Annotated in this window: 17 protein-coding genes; 2 read left to right on the forward strand and 15 right to left on the reverse strand. The window is 62.5% G+C overall.

Annotation, left to right across the window (positions count from 1 at the left end; genetic code table 11):
* Positions 1 to 144 precede the first annotated feature (144 nt).
* Positions 145 to 2,214 (reverse strand): oxidoreductase, encoded by a 2,070-nt coding sequence (locus tag MESOP_RS29575; protein WP_013897024.1) that lies wholly within the window; start codon positions 2,212 to 2,214, stop codon positions 145 to 147.
* 280 nt (positions 2,215 to 2,494) lie between these two features.
* Between MESOP_RS29575 and argE the strand changes: the two genes are divergently transcribed.
* Positions 2,495 to 3,664, forward strand: a complete 1,170-nt coding sequence (argE, locus tag MESOP_RS29580; protein WP_013897025.1) for an acetylornithine deacetylase — start codon at positions 2,495 to 2,497, stop codon at positions 3,662 to 3,664.
* Positions 3,665 to 3,670: 6 nt separating this feature from the next.
* Here the strand turns inward: argE and MESOP_RS29585 are convergent, their stop codons facing one another.
* The 10 genes from MESOP_RS29585 to MESOP_RS29630 form a co-directional block, all read right to left on the reverse strand.
* Positions 3,671 to 4,606 carry a LysR family transcriptional regulator gene (locus MESOP_RS29585; RefSeq protein ID WP_013897026.1) on the reverse strand — a complete coding sequence of 312 codons (936 nt, stop codon included), beginning with the start codon at positions 4,604 to 4,606 and terminating at the stop codon, positions 3,671 to 3,673.
* A gap of 49 nt (positions 4,607 to 4,655) precedes the next feature.
* The gene (locus MESOP_RS29590; protein ID WP_013897027.1) at positions 4,656 to 6,146 is read right to left on the reverse strand and encodes an aldehyde dehydrogenase; all 1,491 of its coding nucleotides are present in this window, start codon (positions 6,144 to 6,146) and stop codon (positions 4,656 to 4,658) included.
* A gap of 26 nt (positions 6,147 to 6,172) precedes the next feature.
* A complete protein-coding gene (locus tag MESOP_RS29595) occupies positions 6,173 to 6,847 on the reverse strand; it encodes a DUF1028 domain-containing protein (protein ID WP_013897028.1) in 675 nt (224 codons plus the stop codon).
* Between the two features lie 5 nt (positions 6,848 to 6,852).
* Positions 6,853 to 7,293: a RidA family protein gene (locus tag MESOP_RS29600; RefSeq protein WP_013897029.1), complete on the reverse strand. Its 441-nt coding sequence runs from the start codon at positions 7,291 to 7,293 to the stop codon at positions 6,853 to 6,855.
* Between the two features lie 43 nt (positions 7,294 to 7,336).
* Positions 7,337 to 8,611 carry a flavin-containing monooxygenase gene (locus tag MESOP_RS29605; RefSeq protein ID WP_013897030.1) on the reverse strand — a complete coding sequence of 425 codons (1,275 nt, stop codon included), beginning with the start codon at positions 8,609 to 8,611 and terminating at the stop codon, positions 7,337 to 7,339.
* A 141-nt stretch (positions 8,612 to 8,752) separates the two neighbouring features.
* Positions 8,753 to 10,357 (reverse strand): GMC family oxidoreductase, encoded by a 1,605-nt coding sequence (locus MESOP_RS29610; RefSeq protein WP_013897031.1) that lies wholly within the window; start codon positions 10,355 to 10,357, stop codon positions 8,753 to 8,755.
* Positions 10,358 to 10,452: 95 nt separating this feature from the next.
* Positions 10,453 to 11,256, reverse strand: a complete 804-nt coding sequence (locus MESOP_RS29615; RefSeq protein WP_013897032.1) for an ABC transporter ATP-binding protein — start codon at positions 11,254 to 11,256, stop codon at positions 10,453 to 10,455.
* A gap of 13 nt (positions 11,257 to 11,269) precedes the next feature.
* Positions 11,270 to 12,022 (reverse strand): ABC transporter permease, encoded by a 753-nt coding sequence (locus MESOP_RS29620; protein ID WP_245265001.1) that lies wholly within the window; start codon positions 12,020 to 12,022, stop codon positions 11,270 to 11,272.
* Positions 12,023 to 12,268: 246 nt separating this feature from the next.
* Complete coding sequence (locus tag MESOP_RS29625) at positions 12,269 to 13,258, reverse strand: ABC transporter substrate-binding protein (RefSeq protein ID WP_013897034.1); 990 nt, start codon at positions 13,256 to 13,258, stop codon at positions 12,269 to 12,271.
* Between the two features lie 373 nt (positions 13,259 to 13,631).
* The gene (locus MESOP_RS29630) at positions 13,632 to 15,161 is read right to left on the reverse strand and encodes an MDR family MFS transporter (RefSeq protein ID WP_013897035.1); all 1,530 of its coding nucleotides are present in this window, start codon (positions 15,159 to 15,161) and stop codon (positions 13,632 to 13,634) included.
* A gap of 148 nt (positions 15,162 to 15,309) precedes the next feature.
* On the opposite strand from MESOP_RS29630, the gene MESOP_RS29635 reads away from it, so the two are divergent.
* Complete coding sequence (locus MESOP_RS29635; RefSeq protein WP_013897036.1) at positions 15,310 to 15,960, forward strand: MarR family winged helix-turn-helix transcriptional regulator; 651 nt, start codon at positions 15,310 to 15,312, stop codon at positions 15,958 to 15,960.
* 93 nt (positions 15,961 to 16,053) lie between these two features.
* On the opposite strand, the gene MESOP_RS29640 is transcribed toward MESOP_RS29635, so the two are convergent.
* From MESOP_RS29640 to MESOP_RS29655, 4 genes are all read right to left on the reverse strand, one after another.
* Positions 16,054 to 16,890, reverse strand: a complete 837-nt coding sequence (locus MESOP_RS29640) for an N-acyl homoserine lactonase family protein (RefSeq protein WP_013897037.1) — start codon at positions 16,888 to 16,890, stop codon at positions 16,054 to 16,056.
* Between the two features lie 10 nt (positions 16,891 to 16,900).
* A complete protein-coding gene (locus MESOP_RS29645) occupies positions 16,901 to 17,896 on the reverse strand; it encodes an ABC transporter permease (RefSeq protein WP_013897038.1) in 996 nt (331 codons plus the stop codon).
* Positions 17,897 to 17,912: 16 nt separating this feature from the next.
* Positions 17,913 to 19,424 (reverse strand): sugar ABC transporter ATP-binding protein, encoded by a 1,512-nt coding sequence (locus MESOP_RS29650; protein WP_245265003.1) that lies wholly within the window; start codon positions 19,422 to 19,424, stop codon positions 17,913 to 17,915.
* 61 nt (positions 19,425 to 19,485) lie between these two features.
* Positions 19,486 to 20,472 (reverse strand): sugar ABC transporter substrate-binding protein, encoded by a 987-nt coding sequence (locus MESOP_RS29655; protein ID WP_245265004.1) that lies wholly within the window; start codon positions 20,470 to 20,472, stop codon positions 19,486 to 19,488.
* Positions 20,473 to 20,527 lie beyond the last annotated feature (55 nt).

The raw sequence follows: 20,527 nt of genomic DNA on the forward strand, positions 1-20,527 counted from the left end.
ACGCGTCCCGCAAGATTATTCTCGCCGCCTTCTCCGCGATCATGATGACCGGCGAATTGGTATTGCCGGAGACGATAGCCGATCGGGATATCGATCAGCCGCCGGCAAAGGGTCGTTTGCGGAAACCCATATTTTCAGGTCGCCCTATTCCGCCGCGAGGGCCGTCACTTCCCGCCGGAATGGCAGCGCATCGCCAATATCGGCTTCATCCAGCTCGCGGGCGAAACGGTGGCCGGCGTAAGTTGCCCAGGCGATCGGACCCGGTGCCTCGGCATCGCCGATGACCTTGATCGATCGGATGCCGCTACGCGCCCACTCGTCGCGCCGTGTTTTCAGCTCGTGCCAGACCCCATCGTCTTGTTGGCGCGATGTCACCAGCACCGCCGCATCCGCGGCGATGTCGTGTCGGGAACCCGTATAGGCACAGGCGGTGACAACACCGCCCGATACAATGCGCGTCACGACCCGGTTCAGCACGATATCGACGCCAAGCTCGGCCAGCCGACGATGGATGGCGCCCTGCTCCAGCGTGTTGCGTGTCCAGTCGGACACATAGGCGGATGGCGTCACCAGCGTCACCTTCGCGCCCTGGCGCGCCATGAGCTCAGCCAGAACGCCCCCCATGTAATAGTGGTCGTCGTCGAACAGCACGATGGTGCCGGTCGGCACGGTGCCACCCATCAAATCGTCCGGCGTGTAGACCGGCATCGCCGGGTCCGCCGGCATCGGTATGACATGCGCACGCGCCACACCGTCGCGGCGCCATGTCGAGCCGGTGGCGATGGCGATGTTCTGAAAGCCGAAGGCCAGGATGTCCTCGGTGGACAACCGGCTCTCGAAATAGATGTCGACATTGGGCATCTGATTGAGCTGATACTGGCGATAGTCGCGCACACGCCCCCAGGCCGAGAGGCCAGGCAAGCGGCACTCGCGGGCGACACGGCCGCCAAGTTCGGTGCCGGCCTCGGCGATGGCGACCTGATAGCCGCGCTGGCCGAGCGCGCGAGCGGCCTCCAGCCCGGCGGGACCGGCGCCGACGATTAGCACGCTCTCGCTGTCGCCCTTGGCCTGCATGCGCTCGGGATGCCAGCCCTTGCGCCATTCCTCCATGAAGGTGGGGTTTTGCGTGCAGCGCGAGATCGACATGGTCATGTCGCCGGTGATGCAGATGTTGCAGCCGATGCATTCGCGGATGTCCTCGATGCGCCCCTCCTCCACCTTCTTCGGCAGAAAGGGATCGGCGATCGACGGGCGGGCGCAGCCGATGAAATCGAGCGTGCCGGACCTGATCATCCTGACCATGACATCCGGCGACGTGAAGCGGCCGACGCCCACGACCGGCTTCGAAGTCAGCTTCTTGATGCCGGACACCAGGCTTTCCTGCGCGGCCTCCTCCTTGAACCGCGACGGCCCCGAACAGTCCTCCCAGGCGCCATGGGCCAGGTCCCAGAGGTCGGGCAGGTCGGCGTGCATCTCGATCAGATCGCGCACCTCCGAATTGGCAAAGCCGAGCTCGCCGATCATCTCGTCCAGCGACAAACGCAGCGTCAGGCCGCAGGTGTCGCCAATGGCGTCGCGCCCTTCCTCGATCAGCTCGCGCATCAGCCGCGAGCGGTTTTCCAGCGAGCCGCCATATTCATCGTTGCGCTGGTTGGTGGCGGTGGACAGGAAGTGCTGGATGATGCCGAAGCCGTGCGCGCCGTAGAGGCACACCAGGTCGAAACCCGCCTGCCTGGCACGTCTGAAGGCATTGCGATGCCAGCGGCGCAGGTCGCGTATATCCTGCCTGTCCATAGCGCGCGCCTGAACCGGATCGTTGGTGAAAGTCCGGATGGGCAAGGCCGACGGCCCGCGCGGCACCTCCTTGGTGTAGAGGTTCGGACCGTTGATGCCCGAATAGGCGAGCTGTATGCCTGCCAGCGCGCCATGCTGGTGCATGGCCTTGGCCATCTTGGCAAGCGCCGGAATATCGGCGTCGTCCCATAGCCTGAGCTCGATGAAGGGCGTGATCTCCGAGGTGTGATGCATCTCGGTCTGCTCGGTGAAAATGACGCCCCAGCCGCCTTCCGACTTGATCCGGCGCATCTCGGCCGCGGCCGAAGGATCGCGATAGCCACCGCCATTGCAGTGCGGGACCTGGTAAAAACGGTTCTTGGCGGTGACCGGCCCGATCTTCACAGGTTCGAACAGAATGTCGTAGCGTGGATCGCGCATGGTGCTTCCTTCCTGCCAACGTCACATCGCGGCGTGCGCGGTGATGGTTTCAAACCTTGGCGCGAGCCGGTCCGCCCGGCGGGTAGATGTCGTGAAACTACTCATAAGTTGCGGCGCGTGCCGGAAAACTACAGATTTCTTCTGTGCCGATTAGGACGCGCCTAATCCGCCTCCGCCGCCTGGGTTAGCATTCAGTGAATCCCGGCTGAGCCAAATGCGACTTCAAGGGCATGGTCGCGCGATGCTAGATAGCGCGCACGGCCAACGAGACGTGAGACGCATGGACAGCATCCAAATCCTTGAAAGGTTGATTGCCTTTCCGACCGTCAGCCGTGACTCGAACCTCGACCTCATCGCCTATGTGACCGACCTGCTGGCGGCACATGGCATTATCTGTCAGATCATCCGCAGCCCCGATGGCCACAAGGCGAACCTCTTCGCCACCATCGGGCCGACCGACGCTCCCGGCATCATGCTGTCGGGTCATACCGACGTTGTTCCTGTCGAGGGACAGAACTGGACGCTGCCGGCCTTCGAGATGAGTGAGCGCGACGGCAAGCTTTACGGGCGCGGGACGGCCGACATGAAGGGCTTTGTGGCCTGCGCGCTTGCGGCGTGCCTCAAGGCCTCGAAAATGACCCTGCGAACACCTTTGCATCTGGCGCTTTCCTACGACGAGGAGATCGGCTGTATCGGCGTGCACAGCCTGATCGATATGCTGGCGACTGCGCCGCAACGGCCATTGCTGTGCATCGTCGGCGAGCCAACGGGCATGCAGGTGGCGACCGGGCACAAGGGCAAGCTCGCGGCACGCGCCATCTGCAGGGGGCGCGAGGGCCATTCGGCTCTGGCTCCCTTGGCGCTCAACGCCATCCATCTCGGCTGCGACTTCGTCTCCGCCCTGCGCCGGGAACAGGACCGGCTGGCGCGCGACGGCACGCGAGACGGCGACTATGACATTCCCTACACGACCGTCCACGTTGGCAGGATGAATGCCGGCGTGGCGCTGAACATCGTGCCAAACCTCTGCCAACTCGACTTCGAGATCCGCAACGTCGCGGCCGACAACCCCCAGGAGATCCTCGACGGCCTGCGCAAGGAGGCCTCACGCATCGCTGCCGAAGCCTCGGCCATCGCACCCGAGGCGGCGATCGACATCGACATCACGAACACCTATCCTGGCCTGGATACGCCTGCCAATTCGCAGGCCGTCGCTTTCGTCAAATCGCTGACCGGCGCCAACAACACCATCAAGGTCGCCTTCGGCACGGAAGGCGGCCTGTTCAGCCGCGACCTCGGCACGCCGACGGTCGTGTGTGGACCAGGATCGATGGCGCAAGGGCACAAGCCCGACGAATTCGTCAGCGCCGAACAAATGCGCCGCTGCGACGACATGCTGGAAAAATTGCTGGAGCAGCTTTCCGATCACCAATTCAAATTGCGTGATTGAAGGCCGCTATTCGATGACCCGCCCACTGCCGAAGACACCCTGTTCGACCACGAAACGGCGGCAATGGTCAATGAATGCCTGCACCGTCTGTGTGCGGTGCTCGGCGTTGGGCAATGCGATCCCCATGGTAAGAGGCCGCAAATCCCCCTCCAGGGGCACGAAGACCAACGGCTTGCCGTCAGGTGCCAGCGTGTTCAGCGGCCGCATGTTGGCGATGCCATAGCCGAAACCGTTCGCAACCATCGAACGCATCACCGCGATGTCGCCGGTGCGTTCGGCAATGTTCGGCCGGATTCCCCGCGAATGAAAAGCCGAAAGGAAATATTCGCGGCTATACGGCAGGTCGAGCAGCACCATCGGTTCGTCGGCCAGTTCTTCCGTCGTGATGGAAGGCTTGCCGGCGAAGCGGTGTCCCTGCGGCAGCATGACATAGGCCGGCACGAGCATCAGCGGTTCGAAAGTCGTGTCCTGCGACAGTTCGAGATCGTAAGTCAGCGCCGCGTCGATTTCGCCTCGCTGCAACATTTCAAGCAACTGACCCTGGTTGCGTTCGAACTGCCTGAACCGCACCTCGGGATAGGCGCGCTCGAACTTCATGCGCAGGGTCGGCATGACGATCTGCGCGAAGGTCAGCAGGCATCCGATCGCCAGCGGTCCGCGCACTTTCTCGGCGATATCGCCGGCGATATCGTGCAGAGCGTCGGCGTCGGCAAGCAGCTTGGCGGCCTCCTTCAGGAAAACGCGCCCGCCTGCCGTAAGCGACAGTCCATGCGAATGCTTGCGAACAAAAAGCTGGACACCGAATTCGGCCTCCAGCTGCGCGATGGAAGCCGAGATCGAAGGCGGCGAAACATTGACCTGTTCGGCCGCCTTGGTGATGGAGCCAGCCTCGCCGACGGCGACGAAATATTCCAGCTGTCGGAGCGTGAAGCGTAGCGGCATGGCTGGCTATGTTGCCGGTTTGGGTGCTTCGATCAAGCCTTGGCACCCATCAGTATTTGATCCACGTCGTTTTCAGCGCGGTATACTTGTCGAGCGCGTGCAGCGACAGGTCGCGGCCGAAGCCGGATTGCTTGACGCCGCCGAACGGTGTCATCGGGCTCAGCGCATCGACGGTATTGACGGAAACCGTGCCTGCGCGGAGCCGACTGGCGACGCGGTGCGCGCGTGACAAGCTGTTGGTCCACACCGACGCGGCCAGGCCATAGGGGCTGTCATTGGCAATATTGATGGCCTCCTCTTCGTGGTCGAAAGCGATGACCGAAAGCACCGGCCCGAATATCTCATCGCGCGCAATCTGGTCGTCATGGGCAACGTTGTCGAAGATGGTGGGCTGTATGAAGCTGCCGCGACCATTGACCGTGACCCGATCGCCGCCGGCAACCAGGCGCGCGGTCTTCTTACCGGCCTCGATGAACCGCATGACGTTGACCGCGTGGCTGATATCGACCATGGCGCCCATTTTCGAGGCCGGGTCGAGCGGATCGCCAGGCTGGGTGGCCGCCGCGCGCTCAGCCAGTTTTTCCACGAGGGCATCCTTGATGGAGCGTTCAACGAGCAGGCGCGAGTTGGCCGAACAGACCTCGCCCTGGTTGAAGAAGATGCCGAACGCCGCCATATCGGCTGCCGCATCGAGATCGCCGCAATCGGCGAAGACAAGGTTAGGGCTCTTGCCGCCGGTTTCCAGCCAGACCTGCTTCATGTTCGATTGACCAGAATACTGCAGGAACATCTTGCCGACCGCGGTCGATCCGGTGAAGGCGAGGCAATCCACATCCATGTGGCGGCCGAGCGCCTGTCCGGCCGTCTCGCCAAGGCCGGGCACGACATTGAGCACACCGGCAGGCAGGCCCGCTTCCATCGCCAATTCCGCCAGCCGCAGGGCCGACAGAGGCGACTGCTCGGCGGGTTTGAGCACCACCGAATTGCCGGCCGCCAGTGCCGGCGCGCACTTCCAGGTCGCCATGTCGAGCGGGAAATTCCAGGGCACCACGGCGCCGACCACGCCGAGCGGCTCGCGCCGCACCAGCACCAGATCGTTGCCGCCGGTCGGCGCCACTTCGTCGTAGATCTTGTCGATGGCCTCACCATACCACTGGAAGATCGCCGCCGAACCCGGGACGTCGACGGAGGCGGCATCCCTGACGAGTTTGCCCATGTCGAGCGACTCGAGCAGTGCCAACTCCAGCAGGTTTTCGCGCAGCAGCCGCGCCAGCCTTAGCAACACCTCCTTGCGGTGTGCCGGGCTGGTGCGTGACCAGACGCCGGCCTCGAAGCTGCGCCGCGCCGCGGCAACAGCCAGATCGACATCTTCCTCGCCGCACGACGCCACCTCGGCCAGCGTTTCCCCCGTGGCCGGATTGATGCTGGCGAAGGTGTGGCCCGAACGCGCGGCAACCGTCTTGCCGTCGATGAACGCCTTGTCGCGAAAACGGAGCGCGGACGCTTTGCTGATCCAGTCCTTGTGACTGAGCTCGCTCATCCGGATGGCCTCCCCTTGTATGCCGGCTACTCGTCGCCCGGCACGCCGTAGCTCGGTGCGTCGGACGGATTGATCGCGCGGGTCACATAGGCATCGAGCTGCGGCTTGTAGCGATCCCACAGGGCCGCCAGTTCCTCGATCGGGCAGCCGTCGCTCCAGTCGCAGCGCAGGTCCGCGACGGGCCACGCGACCTCGCGCACCAGCTTCATTCCGGCGGAATGGACCGGACCCGCCTCGCCACCCGCCTTCAGCGCGGCGCGCATGGTCGCGATCAGGCGGTCGCCGAGATGCCCGTCCGAAGCCAGGAAGGCCTCGACCATGGCTTGCGGTACGCCGTCATGGGCCAGCATGTTGCCGCCGCAGGCGACATTGTCGGCATGCGCTTGCGCCCAGATGCCAAGCGCCTTGGGTCCGGAATGAATAGCGGTGGTCCCGGCGGCATCGACCGCCAGCACCTGCCGATATTCGGCATAAGCGCCGGTGCGCTTCAGGATGGCAACCGCCTCCGCGGCCGAAGCGCCGCGCGCCAGCAGTTCGAGCCCCCTTGTGCCGAGCGTCGGATCGGTGACGTTCTGGCTGGCGACCGCACCGACCCCCGCTTGCGCGTAGGCGCAGCGAGCCGCCACCGCGGGGGAGGAGGACGACACCGCGACACCGAACATGCCGGTGCGGCTGCATCGAGCGACAATGGAAAAGGTCATGACCGTCAGTCCGGGATGATGGCGGTGCCATCATCCGGAATTACTGCGGTTCCGTCGATCTCGACCAGCCAGTCCGGCCGCGCCAAGGCCTGCACGACGAGGCCGGTCGAAACGGGATGCACGCCTTTGATATACTCGCCCATGGTGCGGTAGACGGCCTCGCGATGGCGCACGTCGGTGATGTAGACCACCACCTTGACCAGATGCTCCATGGTGCCGCCGCACTCTTCGATGAGCTGCCTGATGTTCTGCATCACCTTGTGGGTCTGCTCGACCGGATCGTGGCTGTCGATATTCTTGGCCGTGTCGAGATCCTGCGGGCATTGGCCACGCAGATAGATCGTCCGTCCGCCCCGTGTGACGACCGCCTGGCACAGATCATTGTCGAGTTTCTGCTCGGGATAGGTGTCTTTCGTGTTGAATTTGCGGATTCTCGTATGCACCATCCTGGTCTCCATCAGATCGGGCTCATGCTGTTGCCAACGTCGTTCAGGCGTCCACTGTCTCGCGCTGCGCGGCAGCGTGATAGGCCAGATATTTGCGCTGCGTCGAAATGCGGTCCGCGACATGCTTGGCATCATGCCAGACGCCCCAGATGAAACTCGACCCTCTTCGCGACTGCCAAGGCAAACCCAGAAAGTAGATCCCGGGCTCGGTCGAGACGCCGCGCTGATGCTTTGGCCGGCCCTTCTCGTCAAAAGCATCGACCTTCAACCAGCTGTAATCGACGGCAAAGCCTGTCGCCCAGATGATCGCCGCTATCCCGGCGCCAGCCAGGTCAAGTTCGCCGATCGGGTTGGTCAAGCAGTCGGGATCCGGGTCGATCCGACGGGCCGTTGGCTCCTCCGGAAGGTCGAGACCGTTGCGCGCGACATAGGCATCGGCCTCGTCAAGCAGTGACATCAGGCTGGCGTCACCACGGGCAATGTTCTTCGCCAGGTCGGGCGCGAAGGTGAGCACGCCGTCCCGATATGTCTTCGTCATGCCGACCAGCGTGAGCCCCTGCGCGGCCAGCCGACGGAAATCAATCGTTTCGCCGCCACGTGCGCCGCTCACCGCAATCGTGACATGTTCCGTGCCAGGCCCTGGAGTTTCAAGATCCCATTTGCCGAGAACGCCAAGCCACCAACAGAAATCGCGCCCGCGATAGGCGCGCGGCGGGCGGTCGTGCGGGCCGACCGAGAGATAGACGCGCCGCCCCGAGCGCTGTAGCTCATCGGCGATCTGGACACCTGAGGAGCCCGCCCCGACCACCAGCACCGCGCCCTTCGGCAACTGTCCGGGGTTGCGGTAGGCGCTGGAATGAAACTGCGGAATGCCGGCATCACCGGGGACAAGGGCGGGGATGACGGGAACCTGGAAAGGTCCCGTCGCCGCGACGATGCTGTTGGCTTCGACCACCCCATCCGACGTCTCGACGCGGAACCCCGGTCGACCGACATTTCTTTGCGCGAGCTTGACCTCTACGCCACAGCGGATCGGCGCATTGATCTTCCTCGCATAGGCTGCGAAATAGTCCGCAACCTCCTCCTTGGAGGGAAAGCCGTCGGGACCCGTCACCGGAAATTCCATGCCCGGGAACCGATCATGCCAAGCCGGGCCATTGGCAACGAGCGAGTCCCATCGCTGCGAACGCCAGCGCTCGGCGATCCGGCCACGCTCGAGGACCAGATGCGGCACCGCGCATTTGCTCAAATGCTCGCTCATAGCCACCCCCGCCTGGCCACCACCGACGACAAGCGTGTCTATTTTTTCCACCGACATTTCTGCGCCCTTTCCCCCCAAGAGTTTCTGCGGATGCGAGGAGGTCAGATCGGTGGTGTACTGGAGGGGCTGGATAGCGAAAATTACGATTTCACGTGGCAGTGGTTAGCTTGTCCCTAAATGCCAGGAAAAACGGGAGCGCTACGACAACATCGCCGTTGCAGCTTTTTCGCCGACCATCATGGACGGCGCATTGGTGTTGCCGCCGATCAGCGTTGGCATGATCGAGGCATCGGCCACCCGCAGGTTGTCGAAGCCGTGCACCTTGAGGCCGGCGGGATCGACCACCGCCATGGCGTCGTTGCCCATCTTTGCCGTGCCGACGGGATGATAGACGGTCAGCGCCTCGGCACGCAGATAGGCGAGGATCTCATCGTCGGTGACGACATTCGGTCCCGGCAGGATTTCCCCTCCTCGAATATCGCCGAAGACCGGCGAAGCCAGGATCGAGCGCGCCAGCTTGATGCCTTCGACAAGGGTCAGAGCATCTTGCCCGTCGCTGAAGAAGCGATGATCTATCAGCACGTTGCGGCGGGTTCCGTCGCGCTCCAGCGTGATTTCGCCGACGCTTCCGGGTCTTAGCACGCATGCGTGCACCGCATAGCCGTGGCCATATTCGACGAGCCGGCCGCGATGGCTGCGGTAGCCGGGGACAAAATGGAATTGGACGTCCGGAACGCTGCCGGCGTATTTCGTCTTCGCGAAGCCACCGGCCTCGACATAGTTGGTCGTCAGCATGCCCTTGCGCCGGGCGAAATACTGAAAAGGCGCCGCCAGCATCGCCGGCAGGTTGGCGAGCGACAGGCCGAGTGTCCTGGTGCTGTTCGACCGCACGGTGATCATGCCGTCGATATGATCGCGCAGGTTCTTGCCGACGCCGGGCACGTTTGCGACCGGCTCTATCCCCGCCGCCTTCAGCTCCTCGGCCGGGCCGATGCCGGAAGCAAGCAGGATGCGCGGCGATCCGATCGCGCCGGCGCTCAAGACCAACTCGGCGCGGCACACCAGCCGTTGAGTTGCTCCATGCCTGATCACATTGACGCCGGTGACGCGCCCGTGATCAGCCGCAAGATCAAGCACCTCGACGCCCGACATGACCTGGAGGTTGGGGCGGCCGAGAACCGGCCGGACGAAGGCGGTGTAGGCCGAGAAGCGCTCACCTTTGTCCTGGGTGACATTGTAGATGCCGAGGCCGAGCTGGCTGTCGCCGTTGAAGTCGCGATTTTCAGGCAGACCCACGCTTCCGCCCGCCTCTACCCACAGCCTGGAGACGATGTTGGGATCGCGCGGATCGTCGACCCGCAGTTCGCCCTCGAAGCCGTGATAGGCCGGGTTTTGCGACAGAAGGTTCCGCTCCAGTCTCTTGAAGACCGGCAGTATGTCGGCATAGGACCACCCCGCGCAGCCAAGGGCTGCCCACTCATCGTAGTCCTGCGCGGCGCCGCGAATGTAGACCATCGAGTTGATCGAACTCGATCCACCAAGAAGCTTGCCGCGGTTGACCGGTATGCGGCGGTTGTCGAGCAGCGGCTGCGGCACGCCCCTGTAGCCATAGTCGAATTTCGGATTGCCATAGAGCGAGAGAATGCCGGCCGGCACGCGCACCCGTGTGCGGTCGTCGCTGCCGCCAGCCTCGACCAGGCAGACGCGGTTTGCCGGGTTCGCGCTCAGCCTGTTGGCCAACACGCAACCGGCCGAGCCCGCGCCAATGACGATGTAGTCAAATTCCGTGGTCTCGACGCTCATGCCCTGCCCGTTTCATGCCATATCCAGAGACCGCCGATCTTGGTTTCATGCATGTCGTCTTCCCAAAACCGAGAGTTACTTTTGCGCGGCATGCATTAGTGCTCGTCCTCTTCGTCGTTCTTCAGGAGCTCGAGGATTTCCCGTTTCATGGCGATGAAGTTCGGTTCCATGACCAGATCCATGCTGCGTGGGCGCGGGAGGCCGACGCGGATCTCCTTCTTGATCTGGCCGGGCCGGCCTGACATGACAAGCACGCGGTCCGCCAGCAGGATCGCCTCGTCTATATCGTGGGTGACGAACAGGACCGTCTTCTTGGAATGATCCCAGATCCTCAGCAAAAGCTTCTGCATCGAGTGGCGGGTCTGGCTGTCGAGCGCGCCGAAGGGTTCGTCCATCAGCAGCACTTGCGGATCGTTGGCGAGCGCGCGCGCAATCGCCACGCGCTGCTTCATGCCGCCCGAGAGCTGCGAGGGATAATGATTGGCGAATTTCGCCAGGCCGACTTCATGGAGAAAATGCTCGACGATGGCCCTGCGTTCGGCCGCCGGCATGCCCTTGCGCTTCGGGCCGTATTCGACGTTCTGCGCCACGGTGAGCCAGGGGAACAGCGTATAGGCCTGAAACACCATGCCGCGATCCGGGCCCGGCTCGGTGACCGGCTTGCCGCCGACGGAGATCATGCCGCCGGTGCGTTCCTCGAGGCCGGCGACAAGATAGAGCAGGCTCGACTTGCCGCAGCCGGATGGGCCGACGATCACGCAGAACTCATTGGGCACGACATGGAACGAGATGCCGTCCAGCGCCAGCACGGCGTTGTCGCCCGTGCCGTAGCGCAAGGCCACATTGTCTATGCCGATGTCGGAGCTCTTTGGTTTCGTCGCGAGAGCAAGGGTTTCCATGTCAGCGAATTCCTCAATTGGCCCACGGAGCGAAGATGCGGCGAATGCCCCGGAACAATTGATCGGTGCAAAGACCAAGGATGCCGATCATGGCGATGGCCATGAAGATGACGTCGACCTGGAAGCCGCGCATTGCCTTGAGCGAGATGTAGCCAAGTCCGCTGCGCGCGGCGACGAGCTCGGCCACGACGAGATAGGTCCAGGCCCAGCCCATGGTGACGCGCAGCACGTCGAGCACGTTCGGAAGCGTGGCCGGAAAGACGATGTGGAAGACCGTGTCACCGCGTTTCGTGCCGAGCGTATAGGCTGCATTGACGAGGTCGCGCTGAACGCCGCGGGCACTGTCGGCGATCATCACCAATTGCTGGAAGAAGATACCGAAGATGATGACGGCAACGCGCTGCTCGATGCCGATCCCGATCCACAGGATGAAAAGCGGCACGAAGGACGTCACCGGCAGGTAGCGGATGAAGTTGACGAGCGGATCGAGCGCGGCCTGGACGATGCGATAGGTGCCCATCGTCAACCCAAGCGGCACCGCCACGATGCTAGAAATGACGAAACCGATCAGCACCACCTGGACACTGGCCAGGACGTGCTCCCACAAGGATCCGTCAAGCGCCATACTGATGGTGGTGGACAAGACGGATTCGGGGCGAGGCAGGAACATTTCCTTGACCGCCCCGGAATAGGTCAAAGCGAACCAGCCGCCGATGACCGCGATCCAGACCAAAACGCTGAGCGTGATGGAGAGAGGACGCGACACAGCCCGAAAAGGCGTGGCGATGGCTTTCCAGGCGGATCGACCGGGCTGATTTTTTTCCACGCTCGTGGTCACGATATGGCTGATGGGAGACGTTGTATTCGGTGCCAGTGTCACAGGGGAACCCTTTGGGCTGGATGGACCGCAGGCGCGAGGCTCGGCCTGCGGTCCAGCGAGCTCACTTTGCAAGGCCTAACCGCGTTGCAAGGCCAGATCACTTTGCAAGGCCAGTCACTTTGCAAGGCCAGATCATTTTGCAAGGAAGGACGGATCGACGAGGTCGTCGTATTTGATGTCCATCTTGAGTTTGCCGAAGCCGCCCCACACATCGCCACCGAGCTTGATCAGCTTGCCGGCTTCACTGCTCTCGCCGCCGGCGAAGAACTCGGCATTGCGCGCCTTGCCGTAGAAGTTCACCCCCGCGGCGGAGGAGGCAAAGTCCTTCGGATCCTTCAACCAACCGCCGACGCCCTTGGCCATCACCTCATAAGCCTTCGCAGGATTTTCCTTGATGAACTCGTTTGCCTTGTAGAGACCCTTCACCAGCGCCTCGACGTCCGCAGGATTCTTCGTGATGTAGTCGCAGTTCAGCGCCACCACATCGACGATCACGCCCGGCGTCTTCGATGAGTCGATCAGGACCTGTCCTTTGTTTGCCTTCTTGGCCAGCGTCAGATGCGGTTCCCAGGTGACGGCAACGGGAATGCGATCGGCCATGAAGGCGGCGGCGGCATCGTCCGCCGTCATGTTGGTGACCTTCACATCGGCCTGGGTGAGACCGGCTTGCTTGAGCAGGATGTTGAACCAGAACTGCGATACCGAACCTTCGTTCAGCCCGACTTCCATGCCCTTGAGATCGGCGACGCTCTTGACCTCGCTGGGTGCCAGGACGCCATCGCCGCCATGGCTGTCATCCAGGGCATAGACCGATTTGAAGCAGACATCCTTCGAACGGTACTTCATGATTTCGTCTATGGTCGAGGCGCTGCCGTCGAGTTCGCCGGCGGCGACGGCCGCCATGTACAGCGATGCTTCCTCTATGATTTCGAGCGAGACATCGAGGCCCCCCTCCTTGAAGTAGCCCATGTCACGCGCAAGGAAGAGCGGGCCGTATCCGACCCAGGTCGTCATGCCCAGTTTCAAGCTGCCGGCTTCGGCGTGGAGGCTCACCGAGAGGGCGCTCAGGGCAATGCCGGCCGCAAGCGCGGCACGGCGAAACTTCGAGATCATTGTCGTCATCACGTTCCCCTTGTCTTTTTCTGAGGTCGGGCGCTGTCCGCGCCAAAACGACCCGCTTCGGACGCATCGCCGAAGGCTGCCGCCTGACGTTCTTATTTTTTTCTTTCAGCCGGCAGGTGGAGCAAAGCACGCTGTGTGCGCTGCACAAATAATGATTTTCGATAATTCTGCTTAGGCTGGGCCTAACCGACAGCCCGCCGCCACTTCGTCCTGAAGTGCAAACCGATCGATCAGGCGAAGCCGGTCGGGGTTGCGCGGCGTGATGGACAAGGCTCGCGACATCCGTGACCAGGACATCCAAGCCTCACATGCGCCAGCGCCGATGATCAAAAGGCGCTGGCGGCGATCGATCGGGGTGAGGCCTGGACGGGGCTCAACCCCGCTTGGGTATCTGGATGTCCTCGAGCAGAAGCGTCAGCGCCATGGCGACGAAGTAGAGCACTGCTACCCAGATGAACATCACGTTGAAGGCGCTCGAATAGTGGCCGAGCACCACATCGCGAACCGCGTCCGGCAGGCTCGCCGCAAGGTGTGGGCTCAGTCCGGTCAGGCCCTCCGGCAACCGAGCGGCGGCATCGGCGGGAAGCTCTGACGTCTGGCGGTTCAGGGCCCAGGTCATCACCGCTCCGTTGAGCGCCAGCCCCAGCGATGCCCCGATGGTCCGCGCCTGGGTGATCAGCGAGGTCACCGCGCCGATGTCCTGCAAGGGGGCCGCCGCCTGGATCGCCACGATCAGCACCTGGAACTGCAGGCCCATGCTGATGCCGAACAGACCCATCATCACCGCCAGCACCCAGATCGGCGTGTGCGAAGTGATGAAGATAAAACCTATCATCAGCAGGCCACCAATTCCCATCGCCACCACCGGCATCCATTTGTAGCGGCCGGTCGCTGCAATGACCCGCCCGGCCAGGATCGAGATGACCATCGAAGTCAAGGACGCCGGCAGGAACAGGAAGCCGACTTTGGCAGGGCTCAGCCCGGTCAGCGTCTGCATGTAGAGCGCGAAATAGAAGAACATGCCCAGCGTCACCGATCCGGCGACCACCGACACGCCCGAGACGATGCGGACCGTCGAGTTGCCGAACAGCCGCAAGGGCACGATCGGCTCCTGCGCCCGCCGCTCGACCATGATGAACGAGGCGATTGCCGCCAGCGCGAGAACCGGCAGTGCGAAGGTGAGCACGTCCGGCCCGGCCGGGTCCAGGACGTGATAACCCCAATAGACGATGGCTGTGGTGCCGATGGCCAGCAGCAGGCCGCCGAGATAGTCGATACGGTGCTTCTTCTCGTTGAAGCGGCCGCGCATGGCGAACGCCAGGACCGCCAGCACGACGATGCCGATCGGCAGGTTGACCAGGAACACCCAGCGCCAGCCGAACAGGCTGGTGATATAGCCGCCGGCCAACGGGCCAAGGACCGACGACAGCGCGAACACCGCCGAACTGTAGCCCTGATAGTTTGCGCGGTCGCGCGGACTGAACAATTCGCCGATCATGGCAAAGGCGGAGACCATCAGGCCGCCGCCACCGATGCCCTGCAGGACGCGTGCGGCGATCAGGCTCTCCATCGACCATGCGGTGCCGCAGACGAGCGAACCCAGCAGGAACAGGGTGATCGCCGTCAGCACCACGTTCTTGCGGCCATACATGTCGCCGAGCTTGCCGTAGAACGGCGCGACGGCGGCGGTCGAGAGCAGATAGGCGGCGCCGACCCAGCCGAACAGATGCAGGTTGCCCAATTCGCCGGCGATGGTGGGCAAGGCCGTGACCACGATCTGCATGTCGATGGTGGCCATGAACATGGCGATCAGAGCGCCGAAATAGACGATCAATGTCGTGAGATCGGGTCTGGCTCCGGCCTCTACGGGCGATGCCTCCGGAAGGGTCGAGTCGAGGGTCATTGATATCTCCGTAGACTGGGTATCCGTAGACTGGGGTTTCTCCAGACTGGGCGCGGTTTATGTGCTGGTGGCATATACATGTCAACATCAAATATATGCTTTTGGCATATAATTGACATCCGCATATATTTTTGCTAGCGCGCTGGATATGAGCATCAAAAATACCGGATCAGGCAATCCGGACCGATCTTCCGCCCTGTGTCAAATACATGGCGATCAGGACCTCGCGGATCTGGCGCGCAGCAGTGGCCTCTCCGAAGCAGCAGCCGAGGCCGTCGCCACCATCGATGCAGTGATGACCAAGGTGCGCCGCTCGATCCAGCGCCGGGACTTCGGTCGTTTGATCCTGGCCCGCATCGATCCTTCGCTGGAAGTGAGCCATCTCGATGCAATTATCGCGCTCAGCGCGGTCGTCAACGGCACCTCGCAGGACGAAGTGACGGTCGGCATCATCGCCGAGCGCCTGGGGATCGACCCCTCACGCGCCAGCCGCATCTCCGCCGATCTCGTCGAGCGCGGCTACGCCTTCCGTGTCGCATCGCAATTCGACGCCCGGCGCATTTGCCTCAAACTCACCGCCAGGAGCGAACGTCTCGTGACGGCGGTGCGTCAGACCAAATGGCGGATTTTCGCTGGCTCACTGGCGCAATGGGATGAGCAGGACCTGGTGACGTTCGCTCTCCTGTTCGAACGCTTCGCGGATTGGGCCATGGACGAAGCTGGAATGAGCAAGGCGGCCGATGCCGTCAAGCAGATGATAGACGAGACGGAACCAGTGAAGTCGCCGGGAGAGAAATAGACCCAGCGCGTTCCATCCCCAGGTTAAATCTCGACCACTGGACGGCTTATGCGCGGCTGCCTGGCAGTTTTCCAAATCAAAAGATGATGATTGCTAAGCCGCCTTGACGATGCGGAATCCTTCAACCTCCTTGACCACCGGCAAGCCCTTCCAGCGTTCGGAATCGTGAAGAATGATCAGCCGTTCCAGGTTGCCGCCGATCTCGGTATTGATGCGGTCGATGGTCTTGAGCTGGTCCCACACGCTGCCGACGGCGTTGTTGAGCGGCTGATAGACGCCGTCGTGCTTATGGCCGGTGAGCTGGCGGGACGAGTAGACGCAATCACCGGAAAGTACGATGCGGCCGCGCGACGTCTCCACGATGACGAACTGCTGGCCCATCGTGTGGCCCTGCCCCAGCCTCACATGGATGCCTGGCAGAAGATCGTCGCGGTCACCGTCGACCAGCGTCAACCGGTGTTCCACCGAGGCGTCGAAGGCAGCGCGCAGATCGTCGGGATCGATGATGGCGGTGAGGAAGCCATATTGCGGCGGCAGCGCCATCGCCTCGTGCCAGGACAGCAACTCCTGCTTCTGCATATAGAGGCGGGCTTTGGGAAACTGATCGATGGAACCCATATGATCGAAATGCGCATGGCTGACGATGATGTCGGTGATGTCGTCCGGCGCCAGCCCCAGTTCGGCAAGCATGCGAACCGGGGAAATCCACCAGGGTATGCCGAACTTGTCGGAGAAATTCGGGCCGGTTTCGTCCTTCATGAAACCGGTGTCGACCAGCACGTTGCGGTCGCCGCGCTGCGCCAGAATAAACGAAAAGGGCAGGTCCGTAGGGCCGTCATCATACATCCCGTTGACCAGATCGACCCATGGCTGGTTCTTCGATCGTGCGAACTCGATGACATAGATCTGCCAATGCTCAGCCTGTGCCATGTGATCCTCCTCAACTTTCCGCAAGTGAGCGGCCAAGGCTGGAAAGCCCGACCGCGATGATCAAAATGGCGCCCTGGAACACGTATTGGGAAAAGGTCGGGGCGCCGAAAATGTTGAGGCCGTTGAAGCCGGAAGCGATGATCAGGGCGCCGACCAATGTCCCGAGGACATGGAACTCGCCGTCGCGCAAAGTCGCCGAACCGAGAAATACCGCCGCGAACGCAGTCAGCAGATAGGAATCGGCCGCGCTGGTTGTACCACTGCCCAGCCGCGAGGCCAGGAGAATGCCGGTGAGGGAGGCGCACATGCCGGAAATGACGAAACCAAGCGTCTTGATGCGATCGACGTTGATACCGGCAAGGCGCGCCGCGGCAGGGTTGCCGCCGACCGCCTGAATCTCCTGGCCAATGGAGGTGCGCTCGACCAGCACCCATAGGATGCCCAGCACAAAAACCATGACGACGATGTTGTTGGGGATGCCGAAGAGCCAGCGGCCGAGCGAAAGCTGTAGGAAGGCCTCCGGTACGCCGGCAACGATGGGCACCCCGGCGGAGTAGGCGAAGGCGAGGCCCGTGATGATGGTCCCGACGCCCAGCGTCGCGATCACCGAATTGACTTTCATCTTGGTGACGATGAAGCCGTTGACCAGGCCGATCAGCGCGCCAAGGGCGAGCACGATGAAAATGGCCACAGGGATCGGCAGCTTGTCATGGACGATGAAGCCGGTGACGAGAATGCCGTGCAGGCTGGCGGCAAAGCCGATCGACAGGTCGAGCTCGCCGACGACGACCGCCAATGTCAGGCCGCCGGCGATGATCATGGCTAGCGAGGCCTGATTGAGGACGTTGGTGAAGTTGCCCAAGGTCGAGAATGCCTTCGGCGACAGGATCGAAAAGGCAACGATCATTGCCAGCAAGCCGAGGATGGTCGCATAGCGCGCGAAAACTCCGAGCGCAGCCTTGGTTCGTGGGGTCAGGCGCCTGTTATACGTCGAGACATCGCTCATGTGATCATCTCCTCGGTCAATGGCTCCGCTCACCATAGCTTGCCTCGACAATAGCGGAGCGCGACATCGACGTGCCGCTCAGTTCGCGAACGACAAGGCCTTCCGCCATCACCAGCACGCGATCGCAAAGGTCCGGCAGTTCATCGGGTTCGGACGAGATGACGAGAACCGCCATGCCGGCCGCGGCCAGGTCGCGGATTTGACGGTGGATCTCCGCGCGTGCGCCGATATCGACCCCGCGGGTCGGTTCATCGAGAATGAGGATGTGCGGCGCGCGCTGCAGCCAGCGGCCGATAACCACTTTCTGCTGGTTGCCGCCGCTTAGCCGGCCAACAGGGGTGTCCATGCCTGCCGTCTTGATCGCCAGCAGCTTCATCGTCTCGCGGGCGAGCGAGGACTGCGATTTTCGGCTGAGAAGCGGCATCCTGCGACCGAGCACAAGCTTGTCCAAATTGACCAGACCAAGATTGAAGGCGACGCTCTTCGACAGGAAAAGCCCTTCCGTACGTCGCTCTTCCGGCACCAGGCCGAGCCCGGCGGCAACCGCCGCTCGTGGCGTTTTCGGCGCGAAAGGTTTGCCTTTGAGCGTCATGCTGCCCGCGTCGGCGCGATCGGCACCATAGATCAGCCGCACCAATTCGCTGCGTCCGGCACCGACCAGGCCGCCTATGCCCAGAACTTCGCCCTGGCGAAGTTCGAAACTTACGCCACGCACCTTGGGCAAGCGTGTCAGGTTCTGGACGCGCAGAACAACCTCATGGTTCTGCGGCGCATATTCAGGCCTGCTATCGTTGCCGACATGGGCGGAGCCCACGATCGCCTCGACCAGCGCCTTCCTGGTCAATCCGGCACGGGCGAATTCGGCGACGGAATTGCCGTCGCGCAGCACCGACACCCGATCGCAGAGTTTCAGGATCTCATCCAGGCGGTGCGAGACGTAAAGCACGGCGACGCCGGAGGCGGCGAGATCCTTGATGATCACGAAGAGCTTCTCGCTCTCGGCGGCGGAGAGCGAGGCTGTCGGCTCGTCCATGACGATGAGCCGCGACTTGCGGACCAGCGCGCGGCAGATATTGATCAACCAGTTCTCGGCTGTCGACAGCCCTTTTACATTTGCGTTGAGCGAGGCGGTGATGCCGACGCGCCTCGCGATGGGCTCGACGTCGCGGGCGATGGCCGCCCAATCGGTCAAGCCGAAGCGCGATCGTTTTGGCACGCCGAGCATGATGTTTTGGAGAACAGTCATGCCCGGAACGAAAGCCAGTTCCTGGTGAATGAAGCTCATGCCGAATTCCGTGGCGCGGTGCGCGGTCTCGATGCCGACGATTTGCCCGTCGACCTCGATCGAGCCCCGATCCGGGTGGTTGAGGCCGGCAAGAATCCTGATCATCGTCGACTTGCCCGCGCCATTGGCGCCGACCAGCCCGTGAACCTCCCCCGCGACAATGTCGAGGGAGGCGTTTCGCAACGCTTGGGCGCCGCCGAAGGCTTTGCTAATGTTGCGCACGACAAGAAATGGAGGCGCCATGGGCACCGCCATCTCCATTGCCGCATCTCCTGGTACCCTATCGGTCAAAAGCTGGCTGCGCCTACTGGATCGCGTCGGGATGCTTGGTCAGAAAATCCGCCACCGTATCCTTGGTCACCAGCACCGCCGGCACTTCGGCGGCCTTGGGAGCCCAGTTCTTTCCGGCGGCGGTGATCTCCTCAATCATCTTCGCCATGCTATAGCCTTCGGTGTAGCTGTCTTGCCATGCCGTTGCGGTCATGAAGCCGTTCTTGATATTTTCAAGCGCCTGGGCATTTCCGTTGATGCCGTACACCATCACATCGGTGCGGTTCTGGGCACGCAGCGAGCCGATCGCGCCGATCGCCGGATCATCCCAGCAGCCCCAGATCGCCAGGTTCTCGGCGCCCGCAGGATGCGAGGCGAGCCATGCGTTGGCGTACTGCGCGCCGTCTTCAAAGTAGCCGGGAATGCGCACTTCGTTTTTGGTCACCTTGATGTCGGGGTATTTGGCGACCATTTCATCCATGACCTGCTCGCGGTTCCGGCAAACCTCACCCGTGTGATAGGTGAGGGCAAGGATGGAACCCTTGCCGTTCATGTTCTTGAGCATCAGGTCCACGACCGGGATGGCCATCGGACCGCCCGAGCCGTTGGTGGCGGCAACGGTGCCGCCCAGCCCGCCGCCCCAGGTGACGACAGGAATGCTCGCGGAACCGGCCGCGGCAAGCCCGGCGCCGATCGATGAGAACGGGAACACCATGTCGACAATGGTATGCGCGCCCAGCTGGGCGAAGTTCTGGATGGCTGCGTTGGCCTGGTCTGCATTGCCCGCCGCGTCGACGACAGTGACTTTCCAGCCGAGTTCGTCGGCCGCTTTGGTTGCGCCCTGGATATAGCGGACATTGTTCGCTTCCGTGGCGCTGATCGACACGATACCGAGCAGCGGCTTGTCGGCCGCGCTGGCCTGCGCGCCGGACAATGCCAGGGCCACGGCGCAAATGCCGAACGTCAGGTTTTGCATGGTTCTCTCTCCCTTGTGAGGTTGGACGTGCACCTTCAGATTCAAAGCTGATGATCGCCTAACCGTTTCGGCAGATTTTCCCATCTTAGGCAGCTTCGCA

It is taken from the genome of Mesorhizobium opportunistum WSM2075 (assembly GCF_000176035.2).
GTDB classification, from domain to species: domain Bacteria; phylum Pseudomonadota; class Alphaproteobacteria; order Rhizobiales; family Rhizobiaceae; genus Mesorhizobium; species Mesorhizobium opportunistum.